The 19,897-nt window shown below is 63.6% G+C and carries 21 protein-coding genes and 1 pseudogene; 14 read left to right on the top strand and 8 right to left on the bottom strand.

From position 1 onward, the window contains the following. The first annotated feature begins 83 nt into the window (after positions 1-83). On the top strand, positions 84-935 hold the full coding sequence (locus tag FW796_RS21945) for a CAP domain-containing protein (RefSeq protein WP_346636106.1): 852 nt from the start codon (positions 84-86) through the stop codon (positions 933-935). A 112-nt stretch (positions 936-1,047) separates the two neighbouring features. On the opposite strand, the gene FW796_RS21940 is transcribed toward FW796_RS21945, so the two are convergent. After that, entirely contained in the window at positions 1,048-1,722 is a 675-nt protein-coding gene (locus FW796_RS21940) for an ATPase (protein ID WP_446440020.1), read from the bottom strand. Positions 1,723-2,045: 323 nt separating this feature from the next. On the opposite strand from FW796_RS21940, the gene FW796_RS21935 reads away from it, so the two are divergent. The 4 genes from FW796_RS21935 to FW796_RS21920 all read left to right on the top strand — a co-directional run bounded on the left by FW796_RS21935 (position 2,046) and on the right by FW796_RS21920 (position 4,703). Next, on the top strand, positions 2,046-2,804 hold the full coding sequence (locus tag FW796_RS21935; protein ID WP_446440019.1) for a hypothetical protein: 759 nt from the start codon (positions 2,046-2,048) through the stop codon (positions 2,802-2,804). A gap of 67 nt (positions 2,805-2,871) precedes the next feature. Further along, positions 2,872-3,423, top strand: a complete 552-nt coding sequence (locus FW796_RS21930; protein WP_446440018.1) for a hypothetical protein — start codon at positions 2,872-2,874, stop codon at positions 3,421-3,423. Positions 3,424-3,562: 139 nt separating this feature from the next. Beyond that, a complete protein-coding gene (locus tag FW796_RS21925; RefSeq protein WP_404939371.1) occupies positions 3,563-4,204 on the top strand; it encodes a LysE family translocator in 642 nt (213 codons plus the stop codon). Between the two features lie 13 nt (positions 4,205-4,217). After that, the gene (locus tag FW796_RS21920) at positions 4,218-4,703 is read left to right on the top strand and encodes a hypothetical protein (protein ID WP_446440017.1); all 486 of its coding nucleotides are present in this window, start codon (positions 4,218-4,220) and stop codon (positions 4,701-4,703) included. Here FW796_RS21920 and FW796_RS21915 read toward each other — a convergent pair whose 3' ends face one another. Together FW796_RS21915 and FW796_RS21910 are read right to left on the bottom strand one after the other, a co-directional pair. Beyond that, positions 4,704-4,886 (bottom strand): DUF1289 domain-containing protein, encoded by a 183-nt coding sequence (locus tag FW796_RS21915; RefSeq protein ID WP_102879910.1) that lies wholly within the window; start codon positions 4,884-4,886, stop codon positions 4,704-4,706. Positions 4,887-4,889: 3 nt separating this feature from the next. Continuing rightward, on the bottom strand, positions 4,890-5,261 hold the full coding sequence (locus tag FW796_RS21910; protein ID WP_346636101.1) for a hypothetical protein: 372 nt from the start codon (positions 5,259-5,261) through the stop codon (positions 4,890-4,892). Between the two features lie 113 nt (positions 5,262-5,374). On the opposite strand from FW796_RS21910, the gene FW796_RS21905 reads away from it, so the two are divergent. After that, a complete protein-coding gene (locus FW796_RS21905; protein WP_404939367.1) occupies positions 5,375-7,258 on the top strand; it encodes an amidohydrolase in 1,884 nt (627 codons plus the stop codon). 101 nt (positions 7,259-7,359) lie between these two features. Here FW796_RS21905 and FW796_RS21900 read toward each other — a convergent pair whose 3' ends face one another. Next, positions 7,360-8,934, bottom strand: coding sequence for a L,D-transpeptidase family protein (locus FW796_RS21900; RefSeq protein WP_446440016.1), 1,575 nt, complete (start codon positions 8,932-8,934; stop codon positions 7,360-7,362). 151 nt (positions 8,935-9,085) lie between these two features. On the opposite strand from FW796_RS21900, the gene FW796_RS21895 reads away from it, so the two are divergent. The 5 genes and pseudogenes from FW796_RS21895 to FW796_RS21875 all read left to right on the top strand — a co-directional run bounded on the left by FW796_RS21895 (position 9,086) and on the right by FW796_RS21875 (position 13,260). Next, positions 9,086-9,799 carry a murein L,D-transpeptidase catalytic domain family protein gene (locus FW796_RS21895; RefSeq protein WP_346636098.1) on the top strand — a complete coding sequence of 238 codons (714 nt, stop codon included), beginning with the start codon at positions 9,086-9,088 and terminating at the stop codon, positions 9,797-9,799. Between the two features lie 95 nt (positions 9,800-9,894). Continuing rightward, entirely contained in the window at positions 9,895-10,416 is a 522-nt protein-coding gene (locus FW796_RS21890) for an alpha-ketoglutarate-dependent dioxygenase AlkB family protein (protein ID WP_446440015.1), read from the top strand. Between the two features lie 88 nt (positions 10,417-10,504). After that, positions 10,505-11,386 carry an alpha/beta fold hydrolase gene (locus FW796_RS21885; protein WP_346636096.1) on the top strand — a complete coding sequence of 294 codons (882 nt, stop codon included), beginning with the start codon at positions 10,505-10,507 and terminating at the stop codon, positions 11,384-11,386. 245 nt (positions 11,387-11,631) lie between these two features. Further along, positions 11,632-12,402: pseudogene (locus FW796_RS21880) on the top strand (MCP four helix bundle domain-containing protein); the annotation flags it as partial. Next, positions 12,397-13,260 (top strand): methyl-accepting chemotaxis protein, encoded by an 864-nt coding sequence (locus tag FW796_RS21875; protein ID WP_404939976.1) that lies wholly within the window; start codon positions 12,397-12,399, stop codon positions 13,258-13,260. The pseudogene FW796_RS21880 and the gene FW796_RS21875, both read left to right, overlap by 6 nt. A 60-nt stretch (positions 13,261-13,320) precedes the next feature. Here the strand turns inward: FW796_RS21875 and FW796_RS21870 are convergent, their stop codons facing one another. Then, positions 13,321-14,655 carry an aminotransferase-like domain-containing protein gene (locus FW796_RS21870; protein WP_404939361.1) on the bottom strand — a complete coding sequence of 445 codons (1,335 nt, stop codon included), beginning with the start codon at positions 14,653-14,655 and terminating at the stop codon, positions 13,321-13,323. A gap of 113 nt (positions 14,656-14,768) precedes the next feature. Between FW796_RS21870 and FW796_RS21865 the strand changes: the two genes are divergently transcribed. Further along, entirely contained in the window at positions 14,769-15,665 is an 897-nt protein-coding gene (locus tag FW796_RS21865; RefSeq protein WP_446440014.1) for a DMT family transporter, read from the top strand. 347 nt (positions 15,666-16,012) lie between these two features. Here the strand turns inward: FW796_RS21865 and FW796_RS21860 are convergent, their stop codons facing one another. Both FW796_RS21860 and gcvA read right to left on the bottom strand, forming a co-directional pair. Continuing rightward, positions 16,013-16,342 (bottom strand): hypothetical protein, encoded by a 330-nt coding sequence (locus tag FW796_RS21860; protein ID WP_346636092.1) that lies wholly within the window; start codon positions 16,340-16,342, stop codon positions 16,013-16,015. 136 nt (positions 16,343-16,478) lie between these two features. Further along, positions 16,479-17,387, bottom strand: coding sequence for a transcriptional regulator GcvA (gcvA, locus tag FW796_RS21855; RefSeq protein ID WP_404939359.1), 909 nt, complete (start codon positions 17,385-17,387; stop codon positions 16,479-16,481). A gap of 153 nt (positions 17,388-17,540) precedes the next feature. Here gcvA and FW796_RS21850 point away from each other — a divergent pair, with 153 nt between their 5' ends. Next, positions 17,541-18,500: a DMT family transporter gene (locus FW796_RS21850; protein ID WP_446440013.1), complete on the top strand. Its 960-nt coding sequence runs from the start codon at positions 17,541-17,543 to the stop codon at positions 18,498-18,500. A 103-nt stretch (positions 18,501-18,603) separates the two neighbouring features. Then, complete coding sequence (yfcF, locus tag FW796_RS21845; protein WP_446440012.1) at positions 18,604-19,239, top strand: glutathione transferase; 636 nt, start codon at positions 18,604-18,606, stop codon at positions 19,237-19,239. Positions 19,240-19,242: 3 nt separating this feature from the next. On the opposite strand, the gene FW796_RS21840 is transcribed toward yfcF, so the two are convergent. After that, positions 19,243-19,767 (bottom strand): DUF1993 domain-containing protein, encoded by a 525-nt coding sequence (locus tag FW796_RS21840; RefSeq protein WP_446440011.1) that lies wholly within the window; start codon positions 19,765-19,767, stop codon positions 19,243-19,245. Positions 19,768-19,897 lie beyond the last annotated feature (130 nt).

Raw genomic sequence — 19,897 nt, 5'->3', positions numbered from 1 at the left:
TGAATAGCGATTTCATCCTGCAACGGATGAAAAGCCCGGGCGCCGGGTGCATCATGAGCGCTGTCATTTTTCGGGAGATCTTCATGCCCCTGCGTCCATTGCTCTTGCCCGCCGCCGCTCTGGCGCTGGGCCTGCTGGGTTCGGCCAGCGCCGTGGCCGATGATCGGTCGCAGTTGATCGAATCGATCAACGCCTACCGCAGCCAGCCGCAACGTTGCGCCAACCAGGCCTCCTCGGAGCTGCCGCCGCTGGCCAGCGATCCGCGCCTGATCCTGCCGGTGGACAACGTCGGTGACCTGCAACAGGCCCTGGCACGGGTGGCCTATCCCATGGTCAATGTGCAGGCCATCAGCCTCTCCGGCCCCCGGGACGCCCAGGCGGCGATGCAGGCGGTGCGCGAGAGCTTCTGCCAGGTGGTGCTGGACCCGCAGTTCGTCGATATCGGCGTCAATCGCCAGGCCAACCAGTGGCGCATCGTCCTCGCGCGACCGTTGCTGGCCGCCCGCCTCGGGGATTGGCAAGCCGAGGGCCAGCAATTGCTGGCACAGATCAACAGCGCCCGCAGCCAGCCCCGGCAATGCGGCGGCCAGAGCTTTGCCGCCAGCGCACCGCTGGCCTGGAATGCCACCCTGGGCAGCACCGCCGAAGCACACAGCCGGGCCATGGCCAACCAGAACTATTTCGATCACAAGGACCATGACGGCCGCACCCCGGGCGATCGCGCCGAACTGGCCGGGTATGCCGGGCAACAAGTGGGCGAGAACATCGCCGCCGGCCAGGACAGCGTGCGCAAGGTGCTGGACGGCTGGCTGGCCAGCCCCGGGCACTGCGCCAACCTGATGAACCCGGCCTACCGCGAGCTGGGAGCGGCCTATGCGGTGGACCCGAAAAGCGATGCGGGCATCTACTGGACCGCGATGTTCGGCGCGCCTTGAGGCGCCGGCCTGTGGACCACAGCAGCCGGCAAGCCCTGGACAGGGTTCGAGCCCGGCCATGAACGCAAACGCCCCGAGCAACCGGGGCGTTTTTTTTCAGCCAGTGGTGACCTTACTGGTTGGTCGCCACCTGCCCTGCATCACCCTGGGTCACCAGTGCCTTGAGGGATGCGTCGAACTGCTTCAGCGCATTGACCTGCAGCTCGGTCTGCTGGTTGATCTGTGCGGCAATCTCCGGCGCCGCCTTGCCCCGGACCCAGACCGAAGGCAGCTCCTTGGCCTGGATGCCTTCGGCCTTGCCGATGTATTGCAGGTTGGCGTCATAGAACTTGGCGATGAACCGCGCCTCCACCTTGCTGTTGCCCTTGGTCACCAGCTGGTTGTAGGTGTCGAGCATGACCACCACATCGGGCCGGGCCTGGACCACGGCATCGAGGCTGTCATACAGAGTCACGCTGGCGAAGTGTTTCTGCAACGACGCCATCAGCCAGTTGATCGCCCGTTGCGGGTCGGAACTGTCGACGAAAGCGGCGCTGATACGCGGATCAAGGCCGGCATTCTTCGCCCCATTGAGGGCCACCGAATGGTAGTGCTGCAGATACTGCAGGGTGTTGACGGTATTTTCGCTGTACAGCACCGCCGCCGATTGGGCGTGCTGCAGATTGGCAGCACTGTCGGCGATGGGCAGGAAGTGACAGGACATGTCGTCGGCAGCGAAGGCTGTCGCAGAAGCACCGGTTCCCGCGATCAAGACAACCACAAGGGTCAATAGAGTCGAGATTCTCATCGGGTGTTTCCTTCTGCAGCCAGCACGGTGTAAGCGCCATCTTCCTCCTTTGCTGGAAAAACGGAACCTGCACTTTTTGATGATAACTATCGATTGCAGCAATGATGTAAAAGGCCTGGACACCTGAGCTGCTTTTGCATCGATCGCCCGCGCCAAGGACTGCAAAAACAGACTCTGCTTTACCGTTCCCGTCGATACTGGATAATGGCAACTCGCCATAACCGGGCAGTATTCCTCTTCCGTGAGGTCCGCTGGAAAAACTGTCTGACAAACGCCTGCAAGAACGCATGATCCAACTACGGAACAAGGAGCCAGTACCGTTGATGTCCTCTCAAGATTCAATCGCACCGTCGACCCGCACCCAGAAACTCACCTCATTGATCACTCGGGGAATGGCGGGCCTCGGGGTCGTACTGAGCGCTCTGTGGGCCCTGATTACTTATGCGGTCCCCGATCCCAGCGTCTTCGGTTTCAGCTTCATCAGCTGGAAAAATGTAGTGTTGCTGGTCAGCACCTTCCTGTTCCTGGGGGCGGTATCCCTGGGCTGGCAGATGCGCAATCTCACGCCCCTGCTGAGAGGCGTGCTGCAGTTCGGCCTGGCCTGCATCCTCTCCTTCGGCTTTTTCATCCTCGGCACCGAGTACGCCAAGCCCTCGTTCGAATTCGCCAAGCTGCAGGCCAAGATTGTCGAAAACGAAGGCAACAACCTCCTGGGCCGACGCATTGAAGTATTGGATAACGTACGTTTCGAACTGGAAGGCTGTGAAAACATCGGCCGCTTGCCGACCTGCTCATTCGAGCTGACCAACCTCAACCTTGATCGCAATTTCAGTTTCGACAATGGCACTCGCCTGTTCGACGAATCCGGCGGGCCACTAACTTTCAACTCCATTCGGGTGGGTCAGGTCGAGTCCCATTCCTGGCTGGACTTCCAGCTGATTCGCAATGTGCCGACCCGGGTTACCCTGATCTTCCAGCAAAGTAACAACAAAATGAGCAGAACCCCGGCCATCAAGCTGGTATTTCGTGATGGCAACAATGACCCGCTGACCCTCAAGTTCAGCGACGTGACCATGCAGTAAATCGACCTCGACCAACCAGCCGGTGCCTGAACACTCGATAAATCAGGAACCGTCAGCGGAGCCCCGGATGAATACCTCGCACCTGGACACCTTGCGTCGCACCATCGCTGAATGCCCCATCAGCCCGCCTCCGGAACCTTGGAAGCTGGTCACTGAGCGAGCCGCGGGCAGCCTGCTGGAAGTCGGTTTCGATCGTGATTCTGAGCTGTTGCTGGTGACCTCCAGTTCAGGACGAAGTGTCATCGACTGCCTGACGGGTGAAAAAATTGCCCGGGACTATACGCAGGACGTCGAAAGCAACCGTTACCTCGAGGCCCAGGGGATTGGGCCTCTAGCGGGCAAGTCCATTGCCATGTCGGGTATCAATGGCGGCAGTCTGCCCCTGGGTAGCAACGACGGCTGGCAGGTCGAGAGCGTCTCCCTGGCATGGCCCGAACATCACCTGCTGCTAGTGGAGCCTGGATCTTGGCTGTATGGCGTCCAGATCAATCGACCGGTGGTTTTCCACAAGCTGGCCATTGAAGCCGGATACAGAGCTTTTGGCTTTTCCTACAGCGGCCGCACGCTGATCATTGCGTCGTCCTGCGATCTGAGGGTGTATCAGCGCAATGCCTTCTAAGCGCTACTGACAATTGCCAACCTAGCGCGACACTTGCAGTCCCAAAACCGCCCAGACGCAGCCTGGAAATTTTGGCTTACAGCCTGGTGCTGCCCCCTATAGAATCGAACCCCCTTTTTCTGCAAGACGAGTCCGAACCATGGATGCTCACTCGATATTGACCTACACCCTGGTGGCGGCGATCGCCATCGCCAGCCCCGGCCCTGCCACCCTGGTGGCACTGCACAACAGCGTGGCCTACGGCGCCAAGTCGACTATCTGGTCATCCCTGGGCAATATCAGCGGGCTGTTCTGCATGTCTGCCGCGGCCATGCTCGGCCTGGGGGCGCTGATCGCCAGTTCCGAGTGGATTTTCAATGCGGTGAAGATCGTCGGTGCCGGCTACCTGTTCTACCTCGGTGCCAAGCAGCTGTTCAGCAAGAGCCAACTGCTGAGCCAAGCCAGCGCAGACAGCACCAAGGTCGGCAAGCCGCCGCGCCTCAAGCTGTTCAAGTCGGCCTTCCTGACCGCCGCCACCAACCCCAAGGCGACGATTTTCTTCACCGCGCTGTTCCCGCAGTTCATCGACCAGCACGCGGCGCTGCTGCCGCAGTTCTTCATCCTGACCCTGATCTTCATGGCCCTGTCGCTGATCTCCCTCAGCGTCTATGCCGTGCTCGCTTCCCGGGCCAAGGGCGTACTGACCCGGCCGGCACTATCCAAATGGGTCAATCGCGTGGTGGGTTCCACATTCATCTTCTTCGGCACCACCATCCTGGCGATGCGTCGGCAAACGGTCTGAGCCCTCGGACGCGATGCAAATAGACCTGCTCAAGAAATCGCTGCTGGGCCACTGGGAAACCGCTGCCGGCGTGCTGCAATGCGAATTGCAGTTCGGCAGCCGCCTGGTCTACGTCCAGCACCCCAGCAACGAACCGCCCCAGCGCCGGCTCGCGGCCGCGCAGCAAGGGGTGCAGGCCGCCTGGGACGACATCCCCCTGGCCCTGGCCTTTGCCGAGCGCCTGTGCGTGCCCGGCATGCGCAAGGTCTGGCAGCTGTATGCACGAGGCCTTTTGTCGTGCCCGCCGCTGGAGGTCTACTCGATTCATTTCGAGATCAACAGCCCTTACCCGTCCTACACCATTTCCCAGAACCCGGATTTCGACTGGGAGGCCAGCCTGATGGTGGAAGACGAGCTGGGACAGGAGCACCGTCTGTCTCTGGCCGAATACGAACCTGTGGAAGACTTCTGGCTGAGCGTGCAGCGCCTTGGCGCCGGTCAATTCCAGAGCGATACCTGATCAGCCCTTCTTTTTCTGCAAGGCCTTGAGCCGCGCACTGGCCCGCTGCACGGCGGCCATTTTTTCCGGGCGCTTCATGCGCTTCCATTTGCGGATGTCCTCCTTGGTCCGTCCGCAACTCACGCACAGGTCGCCGCTGAGCTGGCACAGGGCGATGCAGGGATTGTCGATTTCCTTGGCCATGGCTCAACCCCGTCCCGGACGCAGGCGCTTGAGGCGTTGCCCCCAGTCTCCGGCGCTGACCCTGCGGCACTGCTCCTCGCTGTCGAAGAACACATGGGCGGCCAATGAGTCCAGGCACACCTGGGCCTCGTTCAATGCCCGGGCCGTCAACTCGATCATCAGCGTGCCCTGGCCCGCGGCCAGAGCACGCTCCTTGTGCGCCTGGGTGTCGAAGACCCAGACCACCACCAGGCTGGCGGGAAAGGCCGCGTAATCCGCCTCGTGGGTCAGCCAGGCAAACCCCTCGATCTGCGCCTTGGCGCTTTCGCAAGCCTCGGTCAGGGTGACGGCCAGCAGACGCTCCATGGCGGCCTGTTGGCGTTTGTTCAATGGCATGACGACCCTCGAGAGGCAAAAAAGGCCGCACACGATACCTCAAGCTTTTCGCTCAGGGCGCATCTTTGCGTCTAGGCTTGAGCCCTCCTCCATACCTTCAAGGAAGAAAGGTCATGTCACGACCCTCACTCACGCTGCTCCTGGCCGCCATCCAGCTCGCCTGCGGCACCGCCATGGCCGCCACAGGCGCCCCGGAGGCGGATGCCATCTGGTTCAACGGCCCGATCATCACCCTCGACGACAAACACCCCAATGCCCAGGCCGTAGCGGTGAAGGACGGCAAGATCCTCGCCGTGGGCGAGCGCAAACAGATACTGCAGAACCAGGGCCCGACCACGCAGATGCTCGACCTCAAGGGCTCCACCCTGCTGCCGGGCTTTATCGACCCCCACGGCCATGTATCGATGGTGGGTTTCCAGGCCGCCAGCGCCAACCTGCTGCCACCGCCGGACGGTGCCAACAACACCATTCCCAAGCTTCAGGAAACCCTGCGCAACTTTGAACAGCAGTCGCCGATCCCCAAGCAGTTCGGCGTGCTGTTCGGTTTTGGCTATGACGACTCCCAACTCCAGGAGCAGCGTCACCCGACCAAGGACGACCTGGACGCCGTGTCCAGGGACGTGCCCATTGCCATCGTCCACCAGTCCTCGCACCTGGGGGTGCTCAACAGCAAGGCCCTGGAACTGGCGAAGATCGACGCCTCGACCCCCAACCCGGAAGGCGGGGTGATCCGCCGGGTCGAGGGCAGCCAGGAGCCCAACGGCGTGCTGGAGGAAAACGCCTTCTTCAACGCCTTGATCAAGATCTTCCCCAAGCTCACGGCCGACCAGGCGGTGGACATGCTCAGCGCCGGGCAACAGCTGTACATCAGCTATGGCTACACCACCCTGCAGGACGGCCGCTCCTCGCCGGACCAGGTCAGGACGGCGATCAAGGCCGCCGGCGACGGCAAGCTACTGGCGGATATCGTTTCCTACCCCGACATCCTCACCCCGGGCACCAAGGAACTGCTGGTCGCGCCCTGGTATCACCCGAGCAACCAGCCGGTGAGCTACGACCGGCACTTTCGCATCGGCGGGGTCAAGCTGACTCTGGACGGCTCGCCCCAGGGCAAGACCGCCTGGCTCAGCCAACCCTACTTCAAGCCGCCCCAAGGCCAGGATGCCAGCTATGCCGGCTACGGCGTGGTCAAGGACGACCAGGCACTGGCCATTTACAAGGAGGCCCTGGCCAATCGCTGGCAAATCCTCTCCCATACCAACGGCGACCGGGCCATCGACCAGTTACTGACCTCGATGCGCGCCGCAGAAAAAGCCTACCCCGGGGTCGATGTACGTCCGGTGATGATCCATGGCCAGACCCTGCGCCAGGATCAGGTGGCCGAGCTCAAGCAGTTGAAGATCTTCCCCTCGCTGTTCCCCATGCACACCTACTACTGGGGCGACTGGCACCGCCAATCGGTGCTGGGCCCGCAGCGTGCAGAAAACATCTCACCCACTCAATGGGTGCTCAAGGCCGGTCTGAAGTTCACCACCCACCACGATGCCCCGGTGGCGCTGCCGGACTCCATGCGGGTGCTGGCGGCCACGGTCAATCGCACCACGCGCAGCGACTATGTGCTGGGGCCGGATCAGCGAGTGACGCCTCTGCAAGCGCTCAAGGCCATGACCCTGTGGTCGGCGTACCAGCACTTCGAGGAGGACCGCAAAGGCTCCATCACCCCCGGCAAACTGGCGGACTTCGCCGTGCTCTCGGCCAACCCGCTGACCGAAGCGCCGGAAACCCTGAGCGAAATCAAGGTGCTGAAGACGGTCAAGGAAGGCCGGGTGATCTATGAGCGGCCGGCCAAGGTGGCGCTATTGCCGCCGCCGCTGGGCATGCATGGCGATCCGTCGCTGCCGGTGCCCCAGGGCATCAAGGCGGTCGCCCAGGGTGATGGCGACCTTGGACCGGCACTGGATGTGATCTACGACCAGCTGGCACCCGCGCAGCCTTGAAGCCACTGCGAGACGGCCCCTTGTAGGCACACGCGTGCTCGAGGAGCTGCGCGTGCCGGTTGAATGCACTGCTCTCGGGTTCATCGCGAGCAAGCTCGCTCCTACAGGAGCTTGCTGCCCAGGGCGCTGGACAGGACTTCGTCGTGTCCATAGATATCCGGCGCATAGAGCAGCTGCCCATGGCTGTCGGCCTGCACCGTCCAGTAGCTGAGCAGGATCGGCACCGGCCTGGCCAGGCGGAATTCATGGGTCAGGCCGGTGGCCAGCAAGTCGTTGGTGCGCAACCGCTCCGCCGGGCTCAGCAACCAGTCCCGCAGTTGCAGCGCCTGTTCGACCCGCACGCAGCCGGAACTGAAGGCGCGAGGCCCCTTGCTGAACAGCGCCTGGCTCGGCGTGTCGTGCAGATACACGGAGAACGGATTGGGAAAGCGGATGGCGATGCGCCCCAAGGGGTTGCGCGGGCCCGCCCCCTGGCGCAGGAGGATATTGCCCGGGCGCTCCCAGTCGACGTCCTCGGGCGCCAGGGGCTGGCCATTGGCATCCAGCACCTGCAGGTTCTGCCGATTGAGGAAGCCCTGATCACGGCGGATTTCCGGCAGTTTGTCTTCCTTGAGAATGGTCGGCGGCACGGTCCAGGTGGGGTTCAGGGTCAGGCGCGTGACCTGGGACTTCAACAACGGCGTCTGGCGCTCGGCACGCCCGACCTGGGTGCGGGTCTGCCACACCACCGCATCGTCCTGATAGAAGGTCAGTTGCGCGGCCGCGACGTTCACCAACACGATGTTGGGTTCGAAATCCTGGGCCAGCCAGCGCAGGCGCTCGAGGTTGATGCGCAGTTGCTCGCGGCGCTGGGCCGGACTGATGTTCAGCTCCTTGAGGGTGCCCGCGCCAATCACGCCATCAGCCTGCAGGGAATGACTGAGCTGGAAATTTTTCACCGCGCTCACCAGGTCACTGCTGTAGGTATTATCGGCACTGACCTCGGGGTTTGGCAGAAAGCCGCCCAGGTACAGGCGCTGGGCCAGCTCCGGAACTCGCTTGTCCTGCATGTCCGGACGCAGCAGCGGGCCACCGGCCACCGCCTGCCAACTGGGTAATGGCTGCTGGCGTTCCCGGACATACACCTGGCGCAGGTTGCGGTATTGCTCAAGGTTCGGACGGGCCTGATCGAAAGCGCCGGCGAGGTTTTCCAGCCCGGGGACGGCCATCGCCAGCAACGCCGCCTGGCGATCGTCCGCCAGCGGCTGGGCCCGCCACAAGGGCTCGAAGCGGTTCTGTGACAAGCGACCGTAGTGCAGGTCCTGCAGGGCTTGCAGGTACTGATGACTGATCGCGATATCGGTGCACAGCCCATCCCCTGCGGTGCTGCTCACCGGCAGCCGGTAGCGCCCCGGGTCCAGGCCGTCATCGATCACTTGGGCCAACTGCGCCTGCAGGCCGGCCAGCCGGTGCTCGGCAGACCACACTGGCTGTTCGCCGGTCTGGCGGTAGAACGCCTGCAACAGCAGTTGCGCGGAAGCATCCAGGCGCGGACTCAGTGCCGGGCAAGCCACCGCCAACTGGGTCAGCGTCAGTTGCATCGGACTGGCCGTCGCCAGCGCAGGGTCCTCGGCCAGCGCGACCAATGGCGCAGCGAGCAGGCACAGGCTCAAGTAACATGCGTTTTTTTTGAACAACTGCTTTACTCCAATCCGTGGCCTTCAGTGCGTTGGCCAACCGTTACGGCAGATGGGGAACAATCAGGCCTGGGATCTAAACATATAGACCAGACTGCCGGGGGAACGACAGGACGTCAGGAGCCAAAGTGATCATGGGGACGCTTTATACATGTTGAACTTCTTGTGCCGACTCTGCCTGGCGACTATCGCTCTGGGCGCCCTTTGCAGTCCTTCCTTCGCCGCCAGCAAACCCGCCCCCGCGCTGTACAGCAGCCTCGCTCACGCCGCACCGGAACTCAATCCCCAAGCCTTGAAAAGTGCCCTGAATGCGATGCAATGCGCGGTCAACAGTGGCGCCCGGCAAGCCCGGCACCTGGCGGTGATCGACTACTCGCAACCGTCCACCGCCCGGCGCCTGTGGATCTTCGACCTGCGCAGCAAAAAACTGGTCCTGCGGGATCTGGTGGCCCACGGACAGAAGTCCGGGGAAAACTTCGCCACCCAGTTCTCCAATCGCCTGGGCAGCTATCAATCCAGCCTGGGCCTGTTCCGCACCCAGGAAAGCTACGAGGGCAGCCACGGCTACTCCTTGCGCATGGACGGCCTGGAGCCCGGCTTCAATGACCGGGCCCGGGACCGGGATATCGTGATCCATGCCGCCGACTACGTGAATCCCTTGTGGAGCCAGCGCCAGGGCCGCATCGGCCGCAGCCAGGGCTGCCCGGCGGTGCGTCCCCAGGTAGCGCGCCAGGTGATAGACAAGCTCAAGGATGGCCAGTTCATGTTTTCCTGGTATCCGGACCAACGCTGGCTCAAGTCCTCGGCCTACCTCAACTGCCAGCCGCGGCAAGTGGCAAGCATCCTCGGCAGCAATGGTGGCTGAGGGCTCAGGATCACCCAGGTGCAATGTCGAGCAGCGAGCGCGCCCCTAACCGGGTTAGACTCGCCGTTCGTCTCCTGACCACCTGAAGCCGCCCCATGACGCCACCCGCAATCGACCTGTTCCCCGACTTCATCCCGGCCCCCGATGCCCTGTTCAGCCACCTCAAGGACAGCGTGCTCTGGGACGAACGCATGCGCGCGCGCAAGACCGCCAGCTTCGGCGCGCCCTACGACTACTCGCAGATCACCTACCCGGCGGTGCCGATGCCTGAGGCCCTGGAACAACTGTGCGAGCCCATCGAGCAACGGCTGGGCTTTCGTCCCAACAACTGCCTGCTCAACTTCTATCCGGACGGTCAGTCCTCCATGGGTTTCCACTCCGATGCCAACGAGCAACTGGTGGAAGGCACCGGGGTGGTGATCGTCTCCCTGGGCCATCCGCGATCCATGGTCTTTCGTCATAAGGAAACCGGCGTCACCTTCGACTACAGCTTGGCCAGCGGCTCGCTGTTGCACATGTCGGACGAGTTGCAAAAGCACTGGCTGCACGCGATTCCAAAAGCTGCGGACGCCGGCGAAAGAATCAGCCTGTCGTTTCGACTGCTCAAGGTGCAATAGTGCTGGACGCGGTCAGGATCGACCCTTGACTCGCGTCCCGCCCCATCGACAATGCCCCCCTTGTGCTAATCGCTCTCCAAGAGGCCCCATGCAGTTGCTTCCCTGGTCCTACCCGTGCCCCGAAGGTTTTACCCTGCGCGGCCTGCGCTCCGAACCCTCGGGCAAACCGCTGCTGCACTTTCTCCACGGCAACGGTTTCTGCTCCATGGCCTATCGCCCCCTGCTGGTGTTGCTGGCCGACTCGTTCGACCTGTGGCTCAGCGACGTCCAGGGCCATGGCGACAGCGATCATGGCGGCCCGTTCCTGGGTTGGAACCGCACCGCGGAGCTGGCGGCCGAGGCCTTCGAGGCCGGGCTCAAGGCCTACGGTGACGTGCCCCGCTACGCCGTAGGCCACAGCTTTGGCGGCGTGCTCACCAGCCTGATCGTCGCCGAACGACCCCAGTTGTTTCGCAAGGCGGTGATGCTCGACCCGGTGATCTTCAGCCCGTCGATGATCAGTTCACTGAGGCTGCTCTCGGCCCTGGGCCTCAACCGTCGCCATACCCTGGCACGCAAAGCCGCTGCCCGCCGCCAGCATTGGCCGGACCGCGCATCGGCCAAGGCCGCCCTGGCCAATCGAGGCATCTTCAAGGGGTGGAGCGACGAGGCCCTGAGCGCCTACGTCGAGCACGGTCTGAAAGACGACGGCCAAGGCGTGGCGCTCAAATGCTCCCCGGAACGCGAGGTGGACATCTTCAGCACCTTCCCGCGGCGCCTGTGGCGATCCCTGCGCCGGGTGCAGACCCCGAGCCTGGTGATCCACGGCCGCGACAGCTACCCCTACGTGGCCCGGTCGATCAAGCGCTGGACGGCCATCAACCAGCATCTGAGCAGCCAGGTGATCGACGGCCAGCATTGCTTCATGCAGGTGGACCCTGCAGCCAGCGCACGCGCTATCCAGGGTTTTCTCCAGAACGAAAGCCACTGAAACCCGGGTTCCTGCCGACCCGGTGACATGTCATCGTGCTATCATCGCCCGGTTTTCCAGACCGGGCCGTGCATCCCGTCACCTCTGGAAACCCTGGATAAGGCGCCGCCCAGACGCGCCTGCCACCCGCCTTGTGTGCAAAAGACCGTCGGCGCCCTGGAGCCCTGCTCCACTGTGCGCCGCACCGATGCAAACCGCGATGCCTGTCGCCGGTTGTACTTTTTGCCGCCACAAGGAACACAGTCATGCTCTTGAGAACGATGAACATTTCCCGCCGCGCAGGGTTCAGCTTTGCCCTGATCGCCCTGCTGGCACTGGGTCTGGGAGGCTTCTCCCTGCTGGAAATGCAACGCATGAACCAGCAATCCCTTGAGGTCGACCAGAACTGGCAGCCTTCGATCGTTGCCGCCAACGCCGTAGCCCTGACCAGCACCCAGATCCGAACCCTGACCCTGCGCATGCTGGTGGTACGTGATAGCAACGCCATCCAGGCGTTGCTATCGCGTATCACCGAGCTCGACGAACAACTCGACGCGCAACAGAAAGTCTATGAACAGCTGATCAACGTGGAGCAGGAACAGGCGGCCTACGAGCGTTTTGTCAGTGCCAAGGCGCTGTACATCAAGGACCAGCACCGGGTTGTCGAACTGATGCGCCAGGGTCACAAGGCAGCGGCGATCGACATCGTCGACGGCGGCCCGTTCCTGGCCAATGCCGACACCATGCTCAAAGAGCTGCTGACCATCATCGACGTCAACACCCGGGGTGGCATTGCCGCTGCGGCGCAAAGCAACCAGGTGTTCCAGGGCGCCGTGGGCATGGTCCTGCTGATCATGCTGATCGTGGTGGCCCTGACTATCGCCCTGGCCCTGCTGCTGACCCGCAGCATCGTGCGTCCCCTGGGCCAGGCCGTGGCCGTGGCGGAAACCATCGCCAGCGGCGACCTCGGCCAAAGCATCCAGGTCAGCGGCAAGGACGAACCGGCGCGCCTGCTGCAGGCCCTGCAAACCATGCAGGCCAGCCTGCGGGGCACCCTGCAGCGGATCGCCGACTCCTCCAACCAGCTGGCCTCCGCCGCCGAGGAACTGCATGCGGTCACCGAACACTCCAGCCAGACCCTGCACCAGCAAAGCAATGAAGTGGAACAGGCCGCCACGGCAGTCAACGAGATGACGGCCGCCGTGGAAGAAGTGGCGCGCAATGCGGTGAGCACCTCCGAAGCCTCCCAGGAAACCGACCGCACCGCCCATCACGGCCGCGAACAGGTGCAGCACACCGTGGACTCCATCGGCCAACTGGCGGCAGACGTGACCCAGACCTGCGAACGGGTCGAACACCTGGCAGTGGACGTGCGCAATATCGGCCAAGTGCTGGAAGTGATCCGCTCGATTGCCGAGCAGACCAACCTGCTGGCCCTGAACGCGGCCATCGAAGCGGCCCGGGCCGGGGATGCCGGACGGGGGTTTGCCGTGGTCGCCGACGAGGTGCGGGCCCTGGCCCATCGCACCCAGCAGTCGACCCAGGAAATCGAAAGCATGATCAACACCATCGAGGAAGGCACCGAGGGTGCCGTCAGCGCCATGCGCACCAGCAACGAGCGGGCGCACCTGACCCTGGAAGCCGCCCGCGCCTCGGGGCTGGCCCTGGACCAGATCACCCAGGCCATCACCGCGATCAACGAACGCAACCTGGTGATCGCCAGCGCCAGCGAGGAGCAGGCCCAGGTGGCTCGGGAAGTGGACCGCAACCTGATCAACATCCGCGACCTGTCGACCCAGACCTCGGCCGGGGCCAACCAGAGCAACGCCGCCAGTCAGGAACTGTCGCGGCTGGCGGTGGACCTGAACGGGCTGGTGACCCAGTTCAAGCTCTAAAAAAAGCAGCGGCAAGCTTCAAGTTCAAAGCTTGGAACTTGCGGCTTGCGGTTTGCGGCTTTAGAACGCGTAACGGCTAATCACTTGCCGGACCTTGGCCAACGCCTCGGGCAAATCGGCCAGGTCCACCGAACCCAGGGCCAGGCGAATGGCGTGGGGCACCGGCCCGGCGCAGACAAAGGGCTCGGCGGTGGACACCGAGACGTTCTCGCGCAGCAACGCCATGGCCACCTGATCGGCGCGCACTTCCTCGGGCAAAGGCAGCCAGAGGAAGTACGAGTTGGGGTGGCCGATATGCTCCAGTCCTGCCAACAGTTCCCGAGCCAGACGCTGACGGGCCTGGGCGTCCTGACGTTTTTCCTGCTCCAGGCGCGCCACGGTGCCGTCCTCGATCCAGGCACAAGCCATGGCGGTCATCACCCCGGGGGTGTTCCAGGTGGTGGCGCGGATCGCGCGTTCGAGCAAGGGCGCCCGGTCTGCGGCGGCCACCACGTAGCCGACCCGTAGCCCGGCGGCCACGCTCTTGGAAAACCCCGAGATATAGACCGTGCTTTCCGGAGCCAGGGCCGCCAGCGGCGGCGGTGGATCGTCCGCCAGATAGGCGTAGGCCGCGTCCTCGATGATCAGCAACCCATGCTGACGGGCCAGGGCCACCAGACGCTGGCGCCAGGCCAGATCAAGCACCCAGCCCATGGGGTTGTGCAAGGTCGGCATGGCGTACACCGCCCTCACCCGCCGGCGCTGGCACAAGCGCTCTAAGGCATCGAGGTCCGGGCCTTCTGCCGTCAATGGGATGGCCAGCAACTCCAGTCCATGGGCATCCGCCACCACCTTGAACCCCGGGTAGGTCAGGGCATCGGTGGCCACCACGTCGCCGGGCTTGAGCAGGGCCATGACCGTGGTCGCCAGGCCGTGCTGGGCACCGCTGACGATCAGCACCTGTTCGCCCTTGACCGCCAGCCCGCGACCCGCCAGGTGCTGCGCCACCGTGGCCCGCTCATGGCTGCGGCCGGCGTGGGGCTGATAACGCAGCAGGGCCTCCAGGTCCCCGCAGGACGCCAGCTGACGCAAGGCTGCGCGCAGCAACTCTGCCTGCCCGGGCAAGGACGGGTAGTTGAAGTTCAGGTCCAGGGTTCCGGCCGCCGTGGCCTGCTGATCCACGCCCTGCCCGGGCGGTAGAGCGGTTTCCCGGACAAAGGTGCCACGCCCGGTTTCGCCGCTGATCAAGCCCATGGCTTCCAGCTCGGCATACACCCGCGAGGCGGTCACCAGCGCCAGCCCTTCGCTGGCCGCCAGTTCTCGATGAGTGGGCAGGCGCGTGCCTGGGGCCAGCACACCGCGACGGATATCGGCGGCAAAGACATCGACTAACTGCTTGTAGCGGGCGCGGGCCATTGACGCTGTATCCATGACAATTTTTTGATTGTGCTGATTTTCAATCCTAGGATGAGCTGGACGCAAGCCCCAGCCCGGGCCTGCCCCTGCCAACCGTAGTGAGCACTTGTTGAATGGAACGCACATCGCACCTGCAATCCCCGCCGCTGGAAAAAACCGCCGGCGGCTGGCTGAACGGCTTTATCGGGGTGCTGATCTTCAGTGGCTCGCTACCGGCGACCCGGGTCGCGGTGCTGGAGTTCGATCCGCTGTTCCTCACCTTTGCCCGCGCCACCATCGCCGCGGTCCTGGCCCTGTGCATCCTGCTGCTGTTCAAGGAGCGACGTCCGAGCAGGCAGCAATTGCTGCCCCTGACCATCGTCGCCCTGGGCGTGGTGCTGGGCTTTCCCTTGCTGACCGCCCTGGCCCTGCAGTACGTGACTTCGGCTCACTCCATCGTGTTTCTCGGCCTGCTGCCCCTGGCCACCGCGGTATTCGGCGTATTGCGCGGCGGTGAGCGACCGCGTCCGGTGTTCTGGCTGTTCTCGGTGCTGGGCAGCCTGCTGGTGGTGGGCTATGCCCTGTCCCAGGGTCTGTCGGCGTCGCCCAAGGGCGATCTGCTCATGCTCCTGGCGGTGCTGGTGTGCGGCCTGGGTTACGCCGAGGGCGCCCAACTGTCCCGAACCCTGGGGGGCTGGCAGGTGATCTCCTGGGCCCTGGTGCTGTCGTTGCCGGTCATGGCGCTCCTGACCCTGTTCAGCGCCCCGCCCTCCTTCAACGGCATCAGCCTGCCCGCCTGGTTCAGCCTGGGTTATGTCTCTTTGTTCAGCATGTTCATCGGTTTTGTCTTCTGGTACCGCGGGCTGGCCCAGGGCGGGATCGCCGCCGTCGGCCAACTGCAGTTATTACAGCCGTTCTTCGGCCTGGCCCTGGCCGCCGGCCTGCTGCATGAACAGGTCAGCCTGGGCATGTTCGGGGTCACAGTGGCGGTGATCCTGTGCGTGGCCGGGGCGAAGAAGTTTTCCAGATAGAAGCCAGGTATCAGTGGCAGTGGCTGAGCTGCCCTGCCACTGATGGCGAAGGGAAATGAAACCGGAGCCGCGAACGGCCCCGTTTATGTCGGAGAGATAGTGGCAAGCGCACCGATAGCGATGGTCAAGGCTAAAAATCCAAACAAGAAAAACGCCATCTTAGTCATCAGGCCTCCTGAACATTAGGTTTGCGGTGCAGCGGACCGGGTCTCCAGCCAGGAGACCAAGTGGGCGCGCCATTTTCGAACCTTGGCTGTTCTGATAACAGATGCAGATGAGCGAGAAAAATACGGATCAGAGCCTGCGTTCCCGTCGCGCAACACTCAGGCTTGAGCCTGTAACAGCCACTATCGACGGGCCAGTTTGTAGCGCACACAGTCGTCGTAAAAGCTTTTGCGCAAGGCTTCGGGCCGGATCCGCGATGAGCTGTCGTAGGTCTGTTCGGTGATCCCCAGGGCCAGCATGCGCATCCAGCCCTTGCTGAACTTGTAGGCCTGGATCTTCTGCCGCGCCGCGTACAGTGACACCCCGGACAACTTCAGCTCCTGAGCCCTGGCGGCGGTACCCGCGCCCCAGCTGCAGACATAACGGTCATTGGCCTGCAGCTTCCCGGCCTGGGCCATCCCGGCCCCGCCCAGCAGGGCGCAGGAAGTCAGCATTATCAACACATGGCGCATTTATCGGTCACCTAACCACCTGAAAATAAAGTGATTTTGCCGATACCTCGGCCAGTGCGGGGCCAGCAGATTGCCTTATCGATCAAGGCAAAGTGCCTGCCACTGCTGGCCAGTCATGCGGGACAGGCGCACCGCACTATGCCAGCGGCCCGCCGCTGGGGGGCGCACGCCCGGCTTCGGCCAGCAGCCACTGGCGCAACAGCGCGACATTGGGTCGCTCCAGGGCCGCTGCCGGATAGACCAGATAGTAAGCCAGATCACTGGCCACACCCTGGGCAAGCGGCGCCAGCAGGCAGCCCTCGGCCAGTTCCCGGCGCACCAGCGAGCGGCGCACCAGGGCAACCCCCAGACCCGCCTTGGCAGCTTCTATGGCGCCATTGCTGTCGACGAACACCCGGCCCCGGCTGCCGTCGATCTGCCCGGCCCCGGCCGCCGCCAGCCACAGCGGCCAGTCGTGACGATGCTCATCGTGCAACAACGGCAGCCCTGCCAGCTCGGCGACCGTCAGGCCGGCGTCCTGCCCCAGCAGCTGCGGGCTGCACACCGGGGTCAACTGGTCATCGAGCAAGCGTTCGCTGAGCAGCCCCTCATAGCGGCCAAAGCCGTGGCGCACCGCCAGATCGACGCCATCGCGGGCCAGGTCCACCTGGCGGTTGCAGGCGCTGATCCGTACATCCACCCCAGGTGCCTGCGCTTCGAATCCCGAGAGCCGCGGCACCAGCCACTGTGTAGCGAAACTCGGCGTGCAACTGAGCACCAGTACCTCCAGACGCCCACGCCCGACTATCTGCGCCGTGGCCTCGCGCATCATCCGAAAGGCCGTGCGCAAGGTCGCGAAGTACTCCTCACCGGCCGCGGTCAGGATCAAGCGCCGGGGGCGGCGCAAAAACAGCGCGAGCCCCAGCACCGCCTCCAGTTCCTTGACCTGCAAGCTGACAGCCCCCGGGGTGACATTCAGCTCCCTGGCCGCCAGGGTCACGCTCAGATGACGCGCTGTGGCTTCAAATGCGCGCAGTGCCGCAAGGGGCGGCAAGGCCATGCTCATGATTTAGCCCTCCTCAACCATGGAGCGAAAAACGCTCGTTTGTCCGCGGTCGCAACTCGCAGAATAATTCGACACGGCAGTCATTCAAATAGCCACGGCGTCCGTGCATCGACGAGCAGGACTCAATCATTGAAACACGCGGGAGTAAGCGGCATGACCAAGCAAAAAGTCATGGGAGTGATGGAATGGGGGCAATTGCTGGTGCTATCGATCCTCTGGGGTGGCTCGTTCTTTTTTGTCGCGATTGCCGTCAAGGAGCTGCCGCCACTGACCATCGTCATGCTGCGGGTGAGCCTGGCCGCCCTCGCCCTGCTGACGCTGATCCGTATCCTCGGCCTGTCACTGCCCCGGGACCGACGAGTGTGGCTGGCGTTCTTCGGCATGGGGCTGCTCAACAACCTGCTGCCCTTTTGCCTGATTGTCTGGGGCCAGACCCATATCGCCAGCAGCCTGGCCGCCATTCTCAATGCCACCACGCCCCTGTTCGCGGTACTGGTGGCCCACGCCCTGACCACCGATGAAAAAATCAGCGGCAACAAACTGGCAGGGGTACTGGTCGGCTTTGTCGGGGTGGCGATGATGATCGGCCCCGACGCCCTGGCGGGCCTCGGGGATCATCTCGGGGCACAGTTGGCGGTACTGGGTGCAGCACTGTCCTATGCCTTCGCCGGAGTCTTCGGCCGGCGCTTCAAGGCCATGGGCGTCGCCCCACTGCTCAGCGCCAGCGGTCAGATCTGCGCCTCCAGCCTGCTGCTGATCCCCCTGGCGCTGCTGCTGGAGCGGCCCTGGAACCTGCCACTACCGAGCCTGGCCACCTGGGGCGCGCTACTGGGAATCGCCCTGTTGTCCACCGCACTGGCCTATGTGCTGTTCTTTCGGATTCTCTCCAGCGCCGGCGCCACCAACTTGATGCTGGTGACCTTCCTGATTCCCATCAGCGCCATTGTCCTGGGCTGCCTGGTGCTGGGCGAGCAGTTGCACACCAGGCACCTGCTGGGCATGGGCATGATCGCCCTGGGCCTGGCAGCCATCGACGGCCGGCTGCTCAGGCGCTTCAGGGCACGCAAGCAGGCACCGTTGGACAGCGACAGTTTTCTCGGCAAGGACATTTGATAGCGGCCGGTATTCCGGCGAGGAATGCACGGATAAAAATCGCGCATTTTATTTATCGCCCGGGATCTCTTAGCGTGTGCACTCCCCTCCTGGAGATCCCACCGTGACCGCCTCCCCCCGCCCTCGCTTGTACGTCGATGCCCAGTTCACCAGCCCCTACGCCCTGTCAGTGTTCGTGGTGTTGCGGGAAAAGGGCATCGACTTCGAACTCATCCCCCTTGACCTCGATGCCTGTGAAAATCGCGCCCCGGACTATGCCCGGCTGTCCCAGACCCAGCGGGTGCCGACCCTGGTACATGACGGCTTTGCCCTGTCCGAATCCTCGGCCATTGCTGAATACCTGGAGGAGCTGTTCCCCCAGATACCCGTCTATCCCCACGACCGACAACAGCGAGCCAAGGCCCGCCAGGTCCAGGCCTGGCTGCGCAGTGATTTGCTGCCGATCCGCCAGGAGCGCTCGACCCTGGTGGTGTTCTATGGCTGCAAGGGCGAGCCCCTGTCGCCGTCCGCCGAAGCGGCGGTGGGCAAGCTGATCGATGCCGCGCAAGGGCTGTTGGCCGATGGCCGTGAATGTCTGTTCGGCCAATGGTCGATTGCCGATGTCGATCTGGCACTGATGCTCAACCGCCTGATCCTCAACGGTGACCCGATGCCCGCGAACCTGATGGAATATGCCCGGCGCCAATGGCAACGGCCGGCGGTCCAGGAGTGGCTGCAGTTGCTGCGGCCGGCGCGGTGACGTTCATTCCGGCTGACGCAGATAGGCAAACATGTGCTGGGCATAATCGGCCTTGCCCAAGGGCACGCCGTGATGCCGCAGGATGTTGTAGGCCGTGACCAGATGGAAATAGAACTGCGGCGTCGCCCAGTTGCGCGCGAATTCCTCGCCGGTCATATCGAAGGCGATGCCAGTGTGCAGCTCGATGGCCACGGCCCGTTGTCCGCTGCTGTCGATCAACTCACGATCCACTGCCGCCAGAAACGCCAGGGTGTCTTCGATCAGCGCCTTGGCCTCGGCCATGGTGGCCGGTGCCTGCAGCACGGTCACCGGTTGTCCGCCAAGGCGCTGCACCGCTTCCCGGGCCTGGGTGCAGGCGAAACGCACCTGGGCCGCCAGGTCATGCATGTCCGGGGCCAAGCGCGATTCCAGCAGGACCTGAGGATCGAAACCCAGCTCCCGAGCACGTTCCTCGCCCTTGGCCAGCAGACCGCTCAGCGCCCGCAGCATCTGGGCGAAACAGGGAACGGTGATGGTGTAGATCGACATGCAGCTTCCTCGCAGAGTAATGGGCCCCCAACGGCACCCCTGGCAAAACCGACTGAATCCTAGCAGATCGCCGCCCCGCCTCCGGGGCCGGACAATGCCAGAAAAGTACCCGTGCGCCGATCCGGCTGGT

The sequence above is a fragment of the Pseudomonas sp. 910_21 genome, from assembly GCF_052850735.1.
Note: the sequence above shows the minus strand (reverse complement) of the source record. Positions and strands in the feature narration are given on the sequence as shown.